Source organism: Lysobacter niastensis (genome assembly GCF_015453285.1).
Taxonomy (GTDB): Bacteria; Pseudomonadota; Gammaproteobacteria; order Xanthomonadales; family Xanthomonadaceae; genus Lysobacter_J; species Lysobacter_J niastensis.
In genome coordinates, this window is record NZ_JADLZT010000011.1 from 138,064 (window position 1) to 155,784 (window position 17,721).

The window sequence follows — 17,721 nt, forward strand, 5'->3', positions numbered from 1 at the left end:
CGCCATGCGCCGAATCCTGCTGACCTTCCTCTCGCTGTCGCTGCTGGTACTCGCCGCCTGCGTTGCCGCGCCTGCGGGCGGTTCCGGCGCGCAGCCGGCGCAGACGGCGCCCGCACCGGCCTCGTTGCCGGCCGGGCCCGTGAAGATCGACCACAGCTGCCGCACCGACGCGGATTGCACGGTGAAGGACGTCGGCAACTGCTGCGGCGCGTATCCGGCCTGCGTCAACGTCAACAGCCCGACGGATCCGGCCGGTGTGCAGGCCGAATGCGCCCGCAGCGGTCGCATGTCGGTCTGCGGTTTCCGCGAGATCCAGGGCTGCCAGTGCGTGAAGGGGCAGTGCCAGGACCAGGCGGCGCCGCTCGGCGTGCAGGTGCAGTGATGCTCTACGCACAAGTTCACCTGACGCTCCCGGCCTGGGTGCACGAAGCCGTCGACACCACGCGCGATTATCCCGGCGACGAGGCCAAGGTCGCGCTGGCGATCGAGCTGTCCAGGCGCAACGTCGACAGCCGCAGCGGCGGTCCGTTCGGGGCGGCGCTGTTCGGGCCTGACGATCGCATCATCGCCGTGGGCGTCAATCGCGTGCTGCCGCACACCTGCTCGCTGGCGCATGCGGAGACCATGACCTACATGCTCGCCCAGCAGCGTACCCAGCGTGCTCGCCTCAACGAGGACGGCGAAGGCCGGCGCATCGGCCCGATCACGCTGGCGACCTCGTCGCAGCCGTGCTGCCAGTGCTACGGCGCCACGATCTGGGCCGGCATCGACCGCCTGCTGATCGGCGCGCGCAGCGATGACGTCGAAGAACTGACCGAGTTCGACGAAGGCCCGCTGCCTGCCGACTGGATCGGCGAACTGCAGCGCCGCGGCATCGAGGTCACGCGCGATGTTTGCCGCGAAGACGCTCGTGCCGTGCTGCGCGCCTATGGCGAAAGCGGCGGCGAACGCTATTGAACGCCGACGCCCTGCTATGTTACTGCCGCGCCGGCTTCGAGCCCGAACTCGCCGGCGAACTTACCGAACGCGCAGCTACCGCGGGCCAGCACGGCTATGCACGCACCGAGCGCAACTCCGGCTACGTTGAGTTCCTCGGCGCCGATGCCGCGGCGCTGTCGCGTGCGACTCCGTTCTCCTCGTTGATCTTCGCGCGGCAGAAGCTGTTGCGCCTGGCCGAGTTGCGCGGCCTGGACCCGAAGGACCGGATCTCGCCGATAGTCGATGCACTCCAGGATGCATTCGGCGACAAGCCTGCCGCGCCGCCCTTCGGCGACCTGTGGGTGGAGCATCCGGATTCCGACGCCGCCAAGCCGCTGGCAGGACTCGCCCGCAGTTTCGGCAATGCGCTGCGCCCTGCGTTGCGCAAGGCCGGTTGGCTGACGCGTGACGATGACGCACGCCGGCCGCGTCTGCACGTCATCTTCCTCGACGGCACACACGCGCTGCTGGCGCAGGGAGACACGCGTGATGGCTCGCCTTGGCCGCTCGGCATTCCGCGCCTGCGCATGCATGCCGACGCACCGAGCCGATCGGCGTTGAAGCTGGAAGAAGCCATCCTCACGCTGCTCACCGAAGACGAGCGCACGCGCCTGTTTCGCGACGGCATGCGCGGCGCCGACCTCGGTGCGGCGCCCGGCGGATGGACCTGGGTACTGATGCGGCAGGGGCTGCGCGTCACCTCGATCGACAACGGCCCCTTGCGCGAGCACCTGCTCGACAGCGGACGCGTCGATCACCTTCGCGAGGACGGCTTCCAGTGGCAGCCGAAGGCGCCGCTTGACTGGATGGTCTGCGACATGGTCGAGCAGCCTCGGCGCGTGGCCGAGCGCATGGCCACGTGGCTGCGCGAAGGCTGGTGCCGCCACGCCATCTTCAACCTGAAGCTGCCGATGAAGAAGCGCTGGGACGAGACGCGCCTGTGCCTGGACCTGTTTGAACGCCAGGCACAGAAGCCGCTGCTGATTCGCGCGCGGCAGCTCTATCACGATCGTGAAGAGATCACGGTGTTCGCCACCGCGCGATGAGCACCGCGTGAGGATGGTGGTTGCGTGAAGCCTCGCGGTTCAGGCGAGGTTTCGTGAAACGCAGCTCGATTTACCCAAGGTTGATCGCCGCCGTTTTACGGTCGCACGGTTCCCAATGGAGGACCGTGCGATGAACAGCAGGATCACTACGTTGACGATCGCGGCCACGATGGTCGCATGCGGCGCCACGGGTGCGGCACTGGCGCAATCGCAATCGGAAGTCGCGGCGAAGCATTCCGCCAAGCTGGACGCCAAGGCGGCCGTGAATGATGCCGAGGCGGCGCGCGAGAACGCAGCGGCGGCGCAGGATTCAGCCCGCACCGCGACGACAGTGCGAAACGCCAGCACGGGCGCGGCGAACGCGGATTACCACGCGTATTCCGCCCAGCAATCGTCCAACACGGCACAGGCCGCTGCGCAGGAAGCGGTCGATGCGGCGCACGCGACGCAGGCGGCACAGGCCGCAGCCACCGACGGAGCCAATCCGGTCGCGGCGGCCGCCGAGGCCCGCGAGGCGGCCAGCGCCGCGCGCGACGCCAGTGCCGCGTCGGCCGATGCCAGTGCGCGGGCACAGGCGGCGGTGGAGGCCACGACGCAGACAACGACACCGCCACCGGTCGCACCTGTCCCGGTCACAGCACCCGTGTCCACAGTGCCGCCGCAGCAGCCGGCGACAATCACGTCACGCACGCCGGATTCGACGCTTGCCCAGAAGCTCGACTTCAACGCGCTTGATGGCAATGGCGACGAGATGCTGAGCAGGCGTGAAGTCAGCGGCAACGCAGAACTGACCAACTCGTTCGCGGCCATCGATTCCAACCACGATGGCCAGATCACGCGCAGGGAGCTTGCCGGCGGCAAGTAGGCTTCGCTCCCGTCATCAAAAAGGACGCCCCGCTTCGGCGGGGCGTTTTCATTCGCAACACGCCACTCCGTCAGCGGCCCGCGGCACGCCGCCAGAACGCATGCGTCAGCGGCGGCAGCCGTCCTGCGAGGCCAAGCAACGGCCCGCGTAGCAAGGTGGCCGCCAGCCCATCGTTCGAGAACAGCCGGTTCAGGCCGTCGAATGCATACGCCGCCATTGCATTGTCGCTGCGCTGCTGGCGAGCCCAGCGCGAGAGGGCTTGAGGAGCGCCCGGATCGGCATGGCCGGCATGGCGATGACGCGCTTCGCGCAACACGCGCCGCAACGCCAAGACATCGCGCAAACCGAGATTGACGCCCTGCCCTGCCAGCGGATGCACGACATGGGCCGCATCGCCCGCGACCGCGACACGCCCCGACACGTACGACTGGGCCAACTGGCGGCGCAACGGGAACGCCGCGCGCGCCGATACCGCCGTAATCGCGCCCAGCGTGCCGGCGAAGGCCGTTTCGAGTTCGCGCAGGAAAGTCGACTCGTCGGCATGCAGCAGCCGCTCGGCCTCGTGGTCGGGCAACGTCCACACGATGGAACTGGTGCGGCCATCGTGACCGGACGCGAATGGCAGGAAGGCCAGCGGCCCGGTCGGCAGGAAACGCTGCCAGCAGGTGTCCTGGTGCGGCTGTTCGCTTTCGACGAATGCGACCAGGCCGCGCTGATGGTAGTCGTGCGCGGCGGTCTCGATGCCGGCGAGCGAGCGAAGCTTCGAGCCCGCGCCGTCGGCAGCGACCACGAGCCTGGCGCGCAGGCGCGTGCCGCTGTCCAGTTGCAGGTGCACGGCGTGGTCGTCCTGTTCCAGTCCGACCACACTGTCCGGGCAATGCAGGTGCACGCCAGCGCCGGGCAGCGCCGTCCAGAGCTTGTCGACCAGCAGCGCGTGCTCGACGATCCAGCCCAGTTCGCGCTGGCCGAAGGCATCCGCATCGAACGCGAGCTCGCCGCCGCCCGCGGCATCCCACACCCGCATCCCCCGATAAGGTTGCACGCGCGCCTGGCTGACATCACGCCAGACGCCGAGTTCGTCCAGCAGGTCGGCGTTGTCCGGCGCGAACGCGTAGACGCGCAGGTCGATGCCCTGTTCGAACGGCGGCGTGGGCGACCAGCGCGGGGGTTCGCGCGTCTCCACGAGGGCAACCGACCAGCCGTCCCGGGCGAACGCCAGCGCGGCGGCTGCGCCGACCACGCCCGCGCCGACCACGATCACGTCGAGCGTGCCGCGCCGGCTCACGGTTGGCCGTCCTGGTTCGTGCCACGGCATAGCGCGGGCACGTCGCCGCGATACCCCATCGCACCGCCCACAAGGGCGGCCTGCAGCGAAGGCATGCGGTCGGCGGCGAACAGGCCCAGGCTGCGCAACGGACGCAGCAGCGGCGCGTCATTGGCGGTAAGCCGGGCGAGACCATCGGAGAACGCCAGCGTGCGGTCGCGGTCTTCGCGACGGCGCCGCACGTAGGCCGAGAGCAGCGCATCGCTGCCGCAATCGTTGTCTCCGTCCTGGCGCGCGTACGCAATCAGCTCCGCGAGCGTCAGCGCATCGCGCAGGCCGAGGTTGAAACCCTGCGCGCCGATCGGATGCAGGGTCTGCGCGGCATTGCCGACCAGCACCGCGCGTGAGTCGGCGACCTCGCGCGCGACGACGCGGATCGCCGGATAGACATTGCGCGCACCGCAAGCGACGAACCGGCCGGCGCGCCAGCCGAAAGCGTCCTGCACGCGCGTGAGGAAGGCGGCCTCGTCCAACGAAGCAACGGCGTCGGCCTGTTCGCGCGCGACGCCGTGGATCAGCCCGTAATGGCGGTCGCCGCGGGGCAGCAGCGCGGTGGGGCCGTGCGCGGTCAGGCGCTCGTAGGCAGTGCCATCGGGAGCGCGGGTACTGCGCAGCCGCGTGACGAACAGGGACTGGCCGTAGTCGTGCTCCTGCGTGCCGATGCCCAGCGCATCGCGCACGCCGCTGCGCGTGCCGTCGGCAGCGACCAGCAGGCGAGCACGCAGCACGCGTTCGGCACCGCCCTGCTCCACGCGCACGGCGCGAGCGTCGCCGTCGCCGCCTTCAAGCGAGACGAAGCGCGCCGGCCGGTAGCGGGTCAGCCGGGTCAATGCGGAAAGACGCGCCTCCAGTGCCTCGCCGAAGTCGCGCGCCACGACGACGCGCCCGAACTCGCGGCGGCCGTATCGCGCGGCATCGAGCACGCTTCGGCCGAAGTCGCCGCGGCGGCTGACGTGGATGCGCTCGATCGCGCCGGTCGCGGCACGCAACTCCTGCATCACGCCCAGCGCCGTCAGGGCGTGGACGGTGGCCTCGGCAAAACTGAGGTTGCGCTCGTCGAACACGGCCGGGAGCGTGCCGGCAGCGGTGGCCTCGACCATGCCGACATCGACGCCGATGCGGTCCAGCGCGATCGCCAGGCTGGCACCCACCAGTCCGCCGCCAACGATCAGGACGTCATGAAGGGGAATGCCGGCGCCGGTACCGGCGGGCGTGGGGGATGAAGGGTCCGCGACAGGCATTGCGTTATGCTAACGGTTCCTGAAGGTCCCGTATGTGCACACGATGAACCGTCCTGCCTCCGACTCGCTACTCGCTCCCGGCCCGCTGGTGCTCGCCGGCCTGATCTTCATCGCCGCGCTGACGCGCCTGCTGCCGCATCCGCCGAACTTCTCGCCGGTGGAAGCGGTCGCCCTGTTCGGCGGCGCCTACTTCGCCTCGAAGCGCTGGGCCTTCATCGTGCCGCTCGCCGGGCTGTTCGTATCCGACCTGGCGCTCGCCGCGATCAACGGCGGCACCTACGCGACGTGGTTCTCGGGTGCCGGCATCTGGCTGGTGTACCTGTGCATCGCGCTGACCACCGCACTCGGCCTGAACCTGCGCGGCCGCGTCAGCGGCGCACGCGTGCTCGGCTACTCGCTGGCAGGTTCGGTGCTGTTCTTCCTGGTCACCAACTTCGGCGCATGGATGGCCGACCCGACCTATCCGAAGACCGCCGCAGGCCTGATGGCGGCCTACGTCGCCGGCATCCCGTTCTTCCAGTGGACCGTGCTCGGCACGCTGTTCTACTCGGCGGTGCTGTTCGGCGGCTTCGCGCTGCTGCGCCGCCGCGTGCCGGCACTGCGCGCGCAGACGGTCTGATGCCGCAGGAAATGGGGAGCCGGGCGTGAGGCGCGCGACGTAAGCCAGCCCACCTTCGTTCCCCTTTCCCCATCCCCGCCTTCCATTCCCGCGCTCCCATGGGCAACCGCCTCTCCAGGATCTACACCAAGACCGGCGACGACGGCACCACCGGCCTGGGCGACGGCAGCCGCGTTGCCAAGGATTCGGCGCGCGTCGCCGCCTACGGCACGGTCGACGAGGCCAATTCGTGCATCGGATTGGTGCTGGCGAGCGACGTGCCGGACGAGGTCCGCACGCTGCTGACCACGGTCCAGCACCAGATGTTCGATCTCGGCGGCGAGCTGTGCATCCCCGGCCATGCGGCGATTTTCGACGCCGATGTCGAACGCCTCGAACAGCACCTGGATGCCTTCAACGAAGCGCTGCCGCCGCTCAAGGACTTCATCCTGCCGGGCGGCGGCGAAGCCGCGGCCCGCTGCCACATCGCCCGCACCGTGGTGCGCCGCGCCGAGCGCGAAGCGGTCTCGCTGGCACGACTGGAGACGGTGCGGCCCGAGGCAATCCGTTACCTCAACCGCCTGTCGGACCTGCTGTTCGTCCTCGCCCGCGTGCTGGCCCGCGCCAGCGGCCACGGCGAAGTGCTGTGGCAACACGAGCGCCGCAAGGGCTGAGGATGCCCGGCCTCCGCACCGGCAAGGCGCTCCTTCCGCGTCGGTGACATGCGCGTCTACACCCACCCTGCCTGCACGCGCCACGACCCGGGGCCGGGTCATGCCGAACGACCGTTGCGCCTGGTCGCAGTGACCGAAGCACTGCGCGATGCCTTTGCCGGCCTCGACTGGCACGAAGCCCCCCGCGCCAGCCGCGGCCAGTTGCTGCGAGTGCACGACGATGCCCTGCTCGCGCTGGTCCTGGACACGCCGGTCGACGATCCGATGGCGCTCGATCCGGACACCGTGCTCGCCCCCGGCTCGGCCGAGGCGGCATTGCGCGCGGCCGGCGCCGGCGTGGCGGCGGTCGATGCGATCATGCACGGCGACACACGGCGCGCGTTCTGCGCGGTACGACCGCCCGGCCATCACGCCACCGGCACGGCGGCGATGGGCTTCTGCCTCTTCAACAACATCGCGGTGGCCGCCGCCCATGCCTGCGACAAGCACGGCCTGGCGCGCGTGGCGGTGGTCGATTTCGACGTGCACCACGGCAACGGTACGCAGGCGATCTTCGATTCCGACCCGCGGGTGATGTACCTGAGCTCGCACCAGATGCCGCTGTACCCCGACACCGGCTACGCCAACGAGCGCGGCATCGGCAACATCGTCAATGCGCCCTTGCCGCCGGGTTGCAGCGGAAACGAGTTCCGCCGGACCTGGAGCGAGCGCCTGTTGCCGACGCTGGAGTCTTTCCGGCCACAGCTGCTTTTCATCTCCGCCGGCTTCGACGCTCATCGCCACGACCCGCTGGCGCAGCTTGAGCTGGAGGCGGAGGACTATCGCTGGCTCACGCAAGCGCTGGTGGCCGTCGCCGGGCGGCACGCCCACGGACGCATCGTGTCGATGCTCGAAGGCGGCTACGACCTGGGCGCGCTGCGCGAGTGCAGCGTCGCGCACGTCGGCGCGCTCTTGGAGGTCGACGAGGCGTAACGGGCGTCACCCGCAATCTGAATGTCCAGCCGGTACCTTTCATTGCCCGCTTGCAAGGGATACGGCAAGCTAACGGCCCGATGTTGAGACGACATCCCCGTATCACGGACGTCTGCGTGCGAAATCGCCTCCGCCTCCTCCCTTTGTCCCTCTGCATCGCCCTGGCCCTCCCGGCCCAGGCCGCCGAGGGCGAGGACTGGCGCCTGTGTCCGATCGAGGACGTGGTCCCGCCCTTCGCCGGTGCGCCCACTCCCACCACCACCGTCGATCAGCGGGCCACCCAGCCCACCGACATCGAAGGCGACACGCTCGAAGCCAACCAGGGCACCGACGCGGTCTTCCAGGGCAACGTCTCGCTCAACCGCGGCGACCAGCTCCTGCACACCGACAAGCTCACCTACAGCGCCGTGACCGATGAGTACGTTGCCGAGGGCAACGTGCACTACCAGGACTCGGCGATGCGCGTCACCGCCGATCGCGCGGTGGGCAACCAGAAGACCGACACGCACCGCATCGAGGACGTCCGTTACCAGCTGACCGATCGGCGCGGCAACGGCGGCGCCGAACGCATCGAGCTCAGCGGCGACAACGGCACGCTGGTCCATTCGACCTATTCCACCTGCGCGCCGTCGGAGCGGGCGTGGGAGTTGCGGGCCAGGGAGATCGACGTCGACTCCACCGAGGGCGTGGGCGTCGCGAAAGGCGCGACGCTGCGCATCGGCAACGTGCCGATCATGTACATGCCGTGGTTCATGTTCCCGGTCGACGACCGCCGCAAGAGCGGCCTGCTCTATCCGGGACTGTCGCTGAGCGGCCGCAACGGCTTCGATTACAAGCAGCCGATCTATCTCAACCTGGCGCCGAACTACGACGCCACGCTGACGCCGCGCATCATGACCGACCGCGGCACCTCGCTGGGCGGCGAGTTCCGCTGGCTGTACGAAAACGGCAGCGGCACGATGTCGGGCAACTGGATGCCGACGGACGACCTGCCCGACCATGACCCGGGCCGCTACACCGACGCGGCCGGCGTGGTGATCCCGCGCGACCAGATGCCGGACAAGAACCGCGGCCAGTTCGTCCTCAACGCGAAGCACAACATCAATTCGGACTGGTACGCCAACGCCAATCTCGGCTGGATCAGCGACCTCTATTACCTGCAGGATTTCAGCAACAGCCTGTACGGCGTGTCGGCATACTCGATCCGCAGCAGCGCCGGCCTCTACGGGCGCGGCCGCTACTGGGACGCCAGCCTGATGGCCGACCACTACCAGCTCGCCGACTACACGCTGACCGACGAAAACCTGCCATTCGACCGCCTGCCGCGCGCCCACGCCCGCTGGGCGCAGCCGTTCGCCACGTGGCTGGAGGCCGGTGCCGACGGCGAGGCAGTGCGCTTCCACCACGACGTCTTCGGAGGCGGCAGCCGTCTCGACCTCAAGCCCTATATCAGCATGCCGCTGGCGGGGGCGAGCTGGTTCCTGCTGCCCAAGATCGCGTGGCGCTACACCACTTACCAGCTCGACAGCGAGACGGCCGCCGACGTCGCGAACTCGCGCGCACGGCAGTTCGCCATCGACAACGGCATTGCCTACACACCGGATCTGGACGCGCGGTTCTACGACAAGACCCCGAACCGCAGCCTGCCGATCGCCTCGCTCGATGCCGGCCTGTTCTTCGACCGTAGCACTTCGTTCCGCGGCGACCGCTACCTGCACACGCTCGAACCGCGCATCTATTACCTCAATGCGCCGTTCCGCAACCAGGACGCGCTGCCGCTGTTCGACACGAACACGATGACCTTCAGCTGGGGCCAGTTGTTCCGCGACAACCGCTACACCGGCGCAGACCGGCAGATCGATGCCAACCAGATCACCGCGGCGCTCACCACCCGCTTCATCAGCGAGAACGATGGCCGCGAGCGGCTCTCGGCCAGCCTCGGCCAGATCCACTACCTGGACGACAGCCGCGTCACCGTGCCCGGAGAGACCCCGCTGGAACAGGGCAAGTCGGCCTGGGTGGCCGAGGCCAGCGTCTCCCCCGGCGACCGCTGGAACATCAGCGCGGCCTACCAGTGGGACCCGAAGTTCCGTCGTGAGGACCTGGCCTCGCTGCGCGCCCGCTACCTGCTGCGCGATTTCGGCATCGTCAACCTGGGGTACCGCTACCGCCGCGACCTGGTGGAACAGGCCGATTTCTCCTTCCTGTATCCGATCAACGACACGTGGAGCGTGGTCGGACGCTATTACTACTCCTTCCTCGACCGCAAGCCGCTCGAAAGCCTGGCCGGCGTCCAATGGGAAAGCTGCTGCCTGGCCATCCGCCTGGTGGCCCGCCGTTACCTGAACGACCGCAGCGGCGACCTGAACAATTCGCTGCAGGTGGAGTTCGAACTGAAGGGCCTGAGTTCCATCGGCCAGGACACGGAGCGCGTTTTGCGCCGTGCTATCCTCGGTTACGACCGCGATGACCTCTATCTGGTCCCGCCCTCTTCGGTCCAGCGGCTGAACAACAGCGGCGACGCGGCCAACTCCATCCCCGATCCGACCCTATGAAGAAACTACTCGCGTGTGTTCTCGCAGCCGGCGTGCTGTACGGCCCGGCTTCCCTGCCGGTCGCCATCGCTGACGCGCAGGAAGTGCAGTCGATCGACCGCATCGCCGCCGTCGTCGACGAAAGCGTCATCCTGCGCAGCGAGCTCGACCGCGCGGTGAACAACATCCTGGCCCAGTACGCCGGGCGCGAAGGCCAGTTGCCGCCCCGCGACGTGCTGGACCGTCAGGTGATGGAACGCCTGGTCCTGGTCAAGCTGCAGGTCAACCGCGCCCAGGAAACCGGCGTCCGTGTCACCGACCAGGAAATCGACCAGGCCATCGGCGCCATCGCCCAGCAGAACCGGGTGACCCCGGACCAGCTGCGCCAGCAGGTCACCCGCGACGGCACGTCCTACGCCGAGTTCCGCAATTCGATCCGCGAGGAACTGCTGATCCAGCGCCTGCGCCAGCGTTTCGCGCAGAGCCGCATCTCGGTCAGCGAGGCCGAAGTGGACGCCGCGATGAGCGCCCAGCAGGCCAGCGGCACGCAGTTCCACCTGGCCCACATCCTGGTCGCCCTGCCGGAGGGCGCGACGCCCGAGCAGATCGAGACCGCGCAGAAGAAGATCCAGGGCGTCAAGACGCTGATCGACCGCGGCGAGATGGACTTCTCCGCCGCCGCCGTGCGTTATTCCGACAGCCCCAACGCGCTGGAAGGCGGCGATCTGGGCTGGCGTGGCATGAACGAGATCCCGAGCGCCTTCTCGGACCTGATGCGCTCGATGAAGCCCGGCGACGTCACCGCGCCGATCCGCGGCCCGAGCGGCTTCCAGCTGGTCAAGCTGGTCGAGGCGCGCGACGCCTCGCAGGCTGCACCGGCCCTGGTCACCCAGTACCACGCCCGCCACATCCTGATCCGCGTCGACGAAGACACCCCCGACGCCGAGGCCAAGGCCAAAGCGGAAACGCTGCGCGCCCGCATCGCGGGCGGCGCCGATTTCGCCCAGGTCGCCCGCGAGAACTCCGAGGATCCGAACTCGCAGGGCAAGGGCGGCGATCTCGGCTGGTTCACCCAGGACCAGTTCGGCCCCGACTTCGGCGATCCGGTCGCGGCCCTGCAGCAGGGCCAGGTCTCGCAGCCGATCCGCACCCAGACCGGCTGGCACGTCGTCGAACTGCTCGGCACCCGCCAGAGCGATGTCGGCGACGAGAACCGCCGCGCACAGGTGCGCGAGACCCTCGGCCGTCGCAAGCTCGAGGACGAATGGAACCGGTACCTGCGCGAAATGCGCGGCGAAGCCTACGTCGACGTCCGCGGCAAGACGGCCGAGCAGGCCCCGGGCACCACGCCCGCGACGCCGCCCACCAGCGGCGGCTGAGATGCCCGCGATCCGGCTCGCGCTGGTGCCGGGCGAGCCGGCCGGCGTCGGGCCGGAGCTGTGCGTACGCCTCGCACAGCAGCCGCGCGATCACGAACTGATCGCCTTCGCAGACCCTGACACGCTGCAGGCCGCCGCCGCAGCCCTCGCACTGCCCCTGCGACTGCTCGAGCCCGGCCAGGCCGCCACCCGGCCCGGCGATCTCGGGCTCGTCGCCGTGCCCAACCCGGTCCATCCCGCCTTCGGACGCCCCGACCCGCGCAATGCCGCGGCGGTGATCGCCGCGCTGCGCGATGCGGCCGCTGGCTGCCTCGATGGCCGTTTCGACGGACTGGTGACGGGACCGGTGCACAAGGCCGTGATCAACGAGGGCGGCATTCCCTACAGCGGCACCACCGAGTTGCTCGCCGAACAGGCCGGTCGCGAGGTGGTAATGATGCTGGCCAACGACGTGGTCCGCGTCGCCCTCGTCACCACCCACCTGCCACTGCGCGCGGTCGCCGACGCAATCACGCCGGACGCGCTGGAGCGCACCCTGCGCATCACCGATGCCTCGCTGCGGGCCGGCTTCGGCATTGCCGCCCCGGTGATCGCCGTGCTCGGACTCAATCCTCACGCGGGTGAGGCCGGCCATCTGGGCCGCGAGGAGATCGACATCATCGAGCCGGTGCTGACCCGCCTGCGCGCCGAGGGCATGCAGCTGGCCGGACCGTTGCCGGCCGATACCGCATTCCTGCCCGCCAAGCTGCGCGGCTTCGACGCGGTGGTCGCGATGTACCACGACCAGGGCCTGCCGGTGCTGAAGTTCAGCGGCTTTGAGACCGCGGTGAACCTGACCCTCGGCCTCCCCTATCCGCGCGTGGCCGTCGACCACGGCACCGCGCTCGAACTGGCCGGCAAAGGCATCGCCGACCCGTCCAGCCTGTTCGCCGCCGCGCAGACCTGCGCGCGCATGGCCCGCCTTCGCCGCACACTATCCGCATGAGCACGCGCAACCACGCCTTCACCGAGCCCGCGAAGAAGCACCTGGGCCAGCACTTCCTGCACGAGCGCGGGATCATCAACAAGATCGTGCAGGCGGTGGATCCGCAGCCGGGCGACCGGCTCGTCGAGATCGGCCCGGGCCAGGGTGCGATCACCTTCCCGCTGCTGGACCGCCACGGCGAACTCACCGTCATCGAGTTCGACCGCGACCTGATCTTCCCGCTGACCGAAGCCGCACGCGCGCACGGCACGCTCGAGGTGATCCACCGCGACGTGCTCGCCGTCGACTTCACCGCGCTCACCGGTGGCGAAGGCCAGATCCGCCTGGTCGGCAACCTGCCCTACAACCTGTCCTCGCCGATCCTCTTCCACGCGCTGGAGCACGCCGCGGCGATCCGCGACATGCACTTCATGCTGCAGAAGGAGGTCGTCGACCGCATGGCCGCGGGACCGGGCAGCAAGGTCTACGGACGCCTCGGCGTGATGCTGCAGGCGTACTGCCACGTCACGGCGCTGTTCGACGTGCCGCCGGGCGCGTTCCGTCCGCCGCCGAAGGTCGATTCCGCGGTGGTGCGGCTGGTGCCGCGCGCACCCGGAACGATCGGCATCGTCGATGCGGACAAGTTCGCCGCCGTCGTGCGCGATGCCTTCGGCCAGCGCCGCAAGACGCTTCGGAACGCCCTGTCGAAACTGTGCGACGGCGCCGCGATCGAGGCCGCCGGCATCCGCCCGGATGCGCGCGCCGAGCAGATCGAAGTCACCGACTTCGTGCGCCTGGCCAACCATCTGGCGGCATCGTCGTAGCTTGCGGGAGCGTTTTTCGCACCGCGTGCACGGCACGTTGACCCAATCCGCGCATCACGCCCTACACTGTCGGCATGGAACGCCGTAATTACGCTTTTGATATCTCCGTGGCGACCCGCTACCTCGACGACCAGTCCGAGCCGGAGCAGGACCGCTACGTGTTCGCCTATACCATCAACATCCGCAACAACGGCCGCGTTCCGGCGCGCTTGCTGGGCCGTCACTGGCTGATCACCGACGCCAACGGCAAGGTGCAGGAAGTGCACGGCGAGGGCGTGGTCGGCGAACAGCCGTGGCTGCGACCCGGCGAGGATTTCGAATACACCTCGGGCGCGGTGCTCGAGACCGACCTGGGCACCATGGAGGGCCGCTACGACATGCTCGCTGACGATGGCACCGAGTTCGACGCTCCGATCCCCGCCTTCACGCTGACCGTGCCCCGCACGCTGCACTGACATGGCGGTCTGGGCGATCGGCGACCTGCAGGGCTGTTACGACGCGACCCAGCGCCTGCTGGAGCGCATTGGCTTCGATCCTGCTCGCGACAAACTCTGGTTCTGCGGCGACCTCGTCAACCGCGGCGGGCAGTCGCTGGAGACGCTGCGGCTGGTGCACTCGCTGCGCGCCAACAGCATCGTCGTGCTCGGCAACCACGACCTCTCGCTGCTCGCCATCGGCGAGCGTCGCGAGGACGAACAGCGCAAGGTCAACCCGGACCTGCAGCGCATCGTGCTGGCCGAGGACCGCGACGAACTGCTCGGCTGGCTGCGCAACCAGAAGATGCTGCACGTCGACCGCCAACTCGGCTGGATGATGGTGCATGCCGGTCTCGCGCCGAAGTGGACCGTGGCGATGGCCGAACGCCACGCGCGCGAAGTCGAGGAACGACTGCACGGCGACCAGTACCGCCGCCTGCTGAAGAACATGTACGGCGACGGCCCGGTCTGGCATCCCAAACTGGCTGGCATCGATCGCCACCGCGCGATCATCAACATCCTCACCCGCCTGCGCTACATGTCGCCGCGCGGCCGCATTTCGTTCGAGGACAAGGGCAGCCCGGGCACGCAGCCAGTCGGCCTGTATCCGTGGTACGAGGTGCCGGGGCGTGCCGAACGCGACCTCAAGATCGTGTGCGGGCACTGGTCGACGTTGGGCCTGTTCATCGGCCATGGCGTGCATGCGATCGATACCGGCGCGGTGTGGGGCGGCAAGCTCACCGCCCTGCAGTTGGACACCGACGAGTTGCGCATCGTGCAGGTGCCGGGCCGCGACGTGCCGGCGACGCCGCCGAGGCCGCGACCGCCGTACCACCCCGGCGACCGCCGCCCGAAGCAGCGGCCGAACGGCGGACAGCGCAATGCCGGTCGTGGCGGACAGGGCGAACGGAACACCACGCCACGCGAACCCGCCGATCAGGATTGATCCGGCATCGCCGGATCCTCAACGCGCGTAATCGACGAACTCGAACGAGAAGGCGTGCTTCGCATCGGCCGCATGCGACGCGCGCTGCGTGATGCGCCATTGCGCCGGATCGAACTCCGGGAAGAACGCGTCAGCGCCCTCCACGACGGTATCGACGTGGGTCAGGTGCAGGCGCGTGGCGCGCGGCAGGCACAGCGCGTAGATCTCGCCGCCACCGATCACGCACAACTCGCCGGCGGCATCGGCATTCGCCACGTCCAGCGCCTCGTCGAGCGAGGCCACCGCCTGCATGCCATCGAATGGCACCTGGCCACTGCGCGTCAGCACCAGGTTTCGCCGCCCCGGCAGCGCACGCCCCAGCGACTGCGCGGTCTTGCGCCCCATCAGCACGGGCTTGCCCAGCGTCAGCGCCTTGAAGCGCTTGAGGTCGTCGGGAAGCCGCCACGGCAGGTCGTTGTCGCGGCCGATGGCGCGATGCCGGTCGAGCGCGGCGATCAGCGATAGCTCCATCGCCTCAGACCGCCACCGGCGCCTTGATTGCCGGCAACGGATCGTAGTGCTCGATGGCGATGTCGTCGTACTGGAAGCCGAAGATGTCGCGCACTTCGGGGTTCAGGCGCAGCGTCGGCAGCGCGCGCGGTGTGCGCGACAGTTGCTCGCGAGCCTGGTCGAAGTGGTTGGTGTACAGATGCGCGTCGCCCAGCGTGTGCACGAAGTCGCCCACGCCGAGGCCGCATACCTGCGCGACCATGTGCGTCAGCAGCGCATAGCTGGCGATGTTGAACGGCACGCCGAGGAAGATGTCGCCGCTGCGCTGGTAGAGCTGGCAGCTGAGTTTTCCGTCGGCCACGTAGAACTGGAACATCGTGTGGCATGGCATCAGTGCCATGTGCGGCAGGTCGGCGACGTTCCAGGCCGAGACGATCAGGCGGCGCGAATCCGGATTGCGCTTGATCTCATCGACGACCCAGCGGATCTGGTCGATCTCGATGCCATCGGCGCCGGCCCAACGGCGCCACTGCTTGCCATAAACCGGACCGAGCTCGCCGGCGTCGTCCGCCCACTCGTCCCAGATCGAAACCTTGTGGTCCTTCAGGTAGGCGATGTTGGTCTCGCCCTTCAGGAACCACAGCAGCTCGTGCACGATCGAGCGCAGGTGCAGCTTCTTGGTGGTGACCAGCGGAAAACCTTCGCCCAGGTCGAAGCGCATCTGCCAGCCGAACACACTGCGGGTGCCGGTACCAGTGCGGTCGGCCTTGTCGGTACCGTGTTCGAGCACGTGGCGCAGCAGGTCGAGGTATTGCTTCATCGCGGCATCACCCCTTTGCCGGCAGCGACTGCAGCACCGGCGAGCGCCGCGACAGCCACAGCAGGAACAGACCGAGTGCGATCAGCGGCACGCTGAGCACCTGCCCCATCGTCAGCCAGCCGAACGCGAGGTAGCCGTGATCGCCGATCTGCGCGTCGGGGACGCGCACGAACTCGATCAGGAATCGGAAGCAGCCGTACAGCAGCGCGAACACACCCGACACGGCGTAACGCGGTCGCGGCTTGCGCGAGTACCACCACAGCACCGCGAACATCACCAGGCCTTCGAGGAACGCCTGGTACAGCTGCGACGGATGCCGCGCGAAGCGGTCGAGCGCGCCGGTCGCGTACTGCGTCTGGATCTGCTCCATCGACCAGCCGGCGAACTCCGGCGCGCGCGGGAACACCACGCCCCACCCCGCATCGGTCGGCTTGCCGAACAGCTCGCCGCCGATGTAATTGCCGATGCGGCCGAAGCCGAGACCGGGCGGCACCAGCGGGGCGACGAAGTCGACCGTGTCGAACAGGTGCAGGCCATGGCGCCGCGACCACCACCACGCCGCGGCGACCACACCGAGCAGCCCGCCGTGGAAGCTCATGCCGCCTTCCCAGATGCGGAACAGCATCAGCGGATCCTTCACCAGGTCGCCGAACGAATAGAAGAAGACGTAGCCGATGCGCCCGCCGAGCACGACGCCGAGCATCGCGTAGAACAGCAGGTCGCCGTAGGCCTGGTCATTGACGCCAGGCAGACGGCCGACACGCACCCGGCGCTGGCCGAGCCACCAGGCCAGGGCGAAGCCAAGCAGGTACATGATCCCGTACCAGTGCACCTGAAGCGGGCCGAGATGGAAGGCGATCGGGTCGATCTGGTGCAGGACGGTCATTCGGTTCCGATGCGGGCCTGGGTTGTCACTATTGTGCCCGAGCCGGCCAGTCGCGGGCATGCTGCAGACAGGTCGATTCCGGTGAGTCGCCGGGCGTCACAGGACGTACGGCAGGTCCTGCAGCTCGTTGACGTCGTGGTCGCCTTCGCCGCGCGGGAAGTGCTGCGTCAGCAACGCCGACAGTGCGTGCACGCCGCCCAGCACCGCAGCCTCGGGCTCCCCGGCGCGCAGCCGCTCCTCGATCAGGCCGCACACGCCACGCCACTGCTCGTCGCTGACGAGGCCCTCGAAGCCGCGGTCGGCGACGATCTCGATGCGATGGTCCGCCAACAGCAGATACAGCAGCACGCCGTTGTTGGCGCGGGTATCCCAGACCCGCAGTTGCGCGAACACCTCGTGTGCACGCGCGCGTGCATCGCCCCCGGACCACACGGCGCGCGGATGCAGCGACGGCTCGACCGCGAAACAGATCTCGCCGGTGTGGCTGCGCTCGCTTTCGGCGATGGCCTGCGCGATGCGCTCCAGGCTGTCCGCCGGGAACAGGCGCTTGGCCGAGGGAGGAAACAGGTGTTTGAGCAGTCGCATGGCAGGTAGACCCTCCGTCCTCACCAGCTGCCGGAGGCGCCACCGCCTCCGGCAGCTGGTGAGGACCAGGGGCTTATAAACAAAACCCCGCCCCCCCGCCGAAAAATTGTATGGGCGGTT

The 17,721-nt window shown here is 68.8% G+C and carries 19 protein-coding genes; 13 read left to right on the plus strand and 6 right to left on the minus strand.

Going from position 1 to position 17,721, the window contains the following annotated elements; all coding sequences use genetic code 11:
• Window positions 1-4: 4 nt before the first annotated feature.
• From IU514_RS17535 to IU514_RS17550, 4 genes are all read left to right on the plus strand, one after another.
• Entirely contained in the window at window positions 5-382 is a 378-nt protein-coding gene (locus tag IU514_RS17535) for a hypothetical protein (RefSeq protein WP_194932439.1), read from the plus strand.
• Entirely contained in the window at window positions 382-957 is a 576-nt protein-coding gene (locus IU514_RS17540; protein WP_194932440.1) for a nucleoside deaminase, read from the plus strand. Before IU514_RS17535 ends, IU514_RS17540 begins: the two co-directional genes overlap by 1 nt.
• Window positions 954-2,024, plus strand: a complete 1,071-nt coding sequence (gene rlmM, locus IU514_RS17545; RefSeq protein WP_228760831.1) for a 23S rRNA (cytidine(2498)-2'-O)-methyltransferase RlmM — start codon at window positions 954-956, stop codon at window positions 2,022-2,024. The genes IU514_RS17540 and rlmM overlap by 4 nt, the downstream gene beginning before the upstream one ends.
• Before the next feature lie 130 nt (window positions 2,025-2,154).
• Window positions 2,155-2,889: an EF-hand domain-containing protein gene (locus tag IU514_RS17550; protein ID WP_194932441.1), complete on the plus strand. Its 735-nt coding sequence runs from the start codon at window positions 2,155-2,157 to the stop codon at window positions 2,887-2,889.
• A 70-nt stretch (window positions 2,890-2,959) separates the two neighbouring features.
• Here the strand turns inward: IU514_RS17550 and IU514_RS17555 are convergent, their stop codons facing one another.
• Together IU514_RS17555 and ubiH are read right to left on the minus strand one after the other, a co-directional pair.
• Window positions 2,960-4,174, minus strand: a complete 1,215-nt coding sequence (locus IU514_RS17555) for an FAD-dependent oxidoreductase (RefSeq protein ID WP_194932442.1) — start codon at window positions 4,172-4,174, stop codon at window positions 2,960-2,962.
• A complete protein-coding gene (gene ubiH / locus IU514_RS17560) occupies window positions 4,171-5,454 on the minus strand; it encodes a 2-octaprenyl-6-methoxyphenyl hydroxylase (RefSeq protein ID WP_194932443.1) in 1,284 nt (427 codons plus the stop codon). The genes IU514_RS17555 and ubiH overlap by 4 nt, the downstream gene beginning before the upstream one ends.
• 43 nt (window positions 5,455-5,497) lie before the next feature.
• Here ubiH and IU514_RS17565 point away from each other — a divergent pair, with 43 nt between their 5' ends.
• From IU514_RS17565 to IU514_RS17605, 9 genes are all read left to right on the plus strand, one after another.
• Window positions 5,498-6,073, plus strand: a complete 576-nt coding sequence (locus IU514_RS17565) for a DUF6580 family putative transport protein (RefSeq protein WP_194932444.1) — start codon at window positions 5,498-5,500, stop codon at window positions 6,071-6,073.
• Window positions 6,074-6,171: 98 nt separating this feature from the next.
• On the plus strand, window positions 6,172-6,726 hold the full coding sequence (locus IU514_RS17570; RefSeq protein ID WP_194932445.1) for a cob(I)yrinic acid a,c-diamide adenosyltransferase: 555 nt from the start codon (window positions 6,172-6,174) through the stop codon (window positions 6,724-6,726).
• A 48-nt stretch (window positions 6,727-6,774) separates the two neighbouring features.
• The gene (locus IU514_RS17575) at window positions 6,775-7,698 is read left to right on the plus strand and encodes a histone deacetylase family protein (RefSeq protein WP_194932446.1); all 924 of its coding nucleotides are present in this window, start codon (window positions 6,775-6,777) and stop codon (window positions 7,696-7,698) included.
• 116 nt (window positions 7,699-7,814) lie between these two features.
• A complete protein-coding gene (lptD, locus tag IU514_RS17580; RefSeq protein WP_386760759.1) occupies window positions 7,815-10,253 on the plus strand; it encodes an LPS assembly protein LptD in 2,439 nt (812 codons plus the stop codon).
• Complete coding sequence (locus IU514_RS17585) at window positions 10,250-11,611, plus strand: peptidylprolyl isomerase (RefSeq protein ID WP_194932448.1); 1,362 nt, start codon at window positions 10,250-10,252, stop codon at window positions 11,609-11,611. Before lptD ends, IU514_RS17585 begins: the two co-directional genes overlap by 4 nt.
• Before the next feature lies 1 nt (window position 11,612).
• Window positions 11,613-12,596, plus strand: a complete 984-nt coding sequence (gene pdxA / locus IU514_RS17590) for a 4-hydroxythreonine-4-phosphate dehydrogenase PdxA (protein ID WP_194932449.1) — start codon at window positions 11,613-11,615, stop codon at window positions 12,594-12,596.
• Window positions 12,593-13,399, plus strand: a complete 807-nt coding sequence (gene rsmA / locus IU514_RS17595; protein WP_194932450.1) for a 16S rRNA (adenine(1518)-N(6)/adenine(1519)-N(6))-dimethyltransferase RsmA — start codon at window positions 12,593-12,595, stop codon at window positions 13,397-13,399. Before pdxA ends, rsmA begins: the two co-directional genes overlap by 4 nt.
• Window positions 13,400-13,473: 74 nt before the next feature.
• Complete coding sequence (gene apaG, locus IU514_RS17600; RefSeq protein WP_194932451.1) at window positions 13,474-13,854, plus strand: Co2+/Mg2+ efflux protein ApaG; 381 nt, start codon at window positions 13,474-13,476, stop codon at window positions 13,852-13,854.
• Between the two features lies 1 nt (window position 13,855).
• Complete coding sequence (locus tag IU514_RS17605; protein WP_194932452.1) at window positions 13,856-14,821, plus strand: symmetrical bis(5'-nucleosyl)-tetraphosphatase; 966 nt, start codon at window positions 13,856-13,858, stop codon at window positions 14,819-14,821.
• 18 nt (window positions 14,822-14,839) lie between these two features.
• Here the strand turns inward: IU514_RS17605 and IU514_RS17610 are convergent, their stop codons facing one another.
• From IU514_RS17610 to IU514_RS17625, 4 genes are all read right to left on the minus strand, one after another.
• The gene (locus IU514_RS17610; RefSeq protein WP_194932453.1) at window positions 14,840-15,331 is read right to left on the minus strand and encodes a dihydrofolate reductase; all 492 of its coding nucleotides are present in this window, start codon (window positions 15,329-15,331) and stop codon (window positions 14,840-14,842) included.
• A 4-nt stretch (window positions 15,332-15,335) separates the two neighbouring features.
• Window positions 15,336-16,130 (minus strand): thymidylate synthase, encoded by a 795-nt coding sequence (locus tag IU514_RS17615; protein WP_194932454.1) that lies wholly within the window; start codon window positions 16,128-16,130, stop codon window positions 15,336-15,338.
• 7 nt (window positions 16,131-16,137) lie between these two features.
• Window positions 16,138-17,016, minus strand: a complete 879-nt coding sequence (lgt, locus tag IU514_RS17620) for a prolipoprotein diacylglyceryl transferase (RefSeq protein ID WP_194932455.1) — start codon at window positions 17,014-17,016, stop codon at window positions 16,138-16,140.
• A gap of 96 nt (window positions 17,017-17,112) precedes the next feature.
• Window positions 17,113-17,601: a TPM domain-containing protein gene (locus IU514_RS17625; protein ID WP_194932456.1), complete on the minus strand. Its 489-nt coding sequence runs from the start codon at window positions 17,599-17,601 to the stop codon at window positions 17,113-17,115.
• Window positions 17,602-17,721 lie beyond the last annotated feature (120 nt).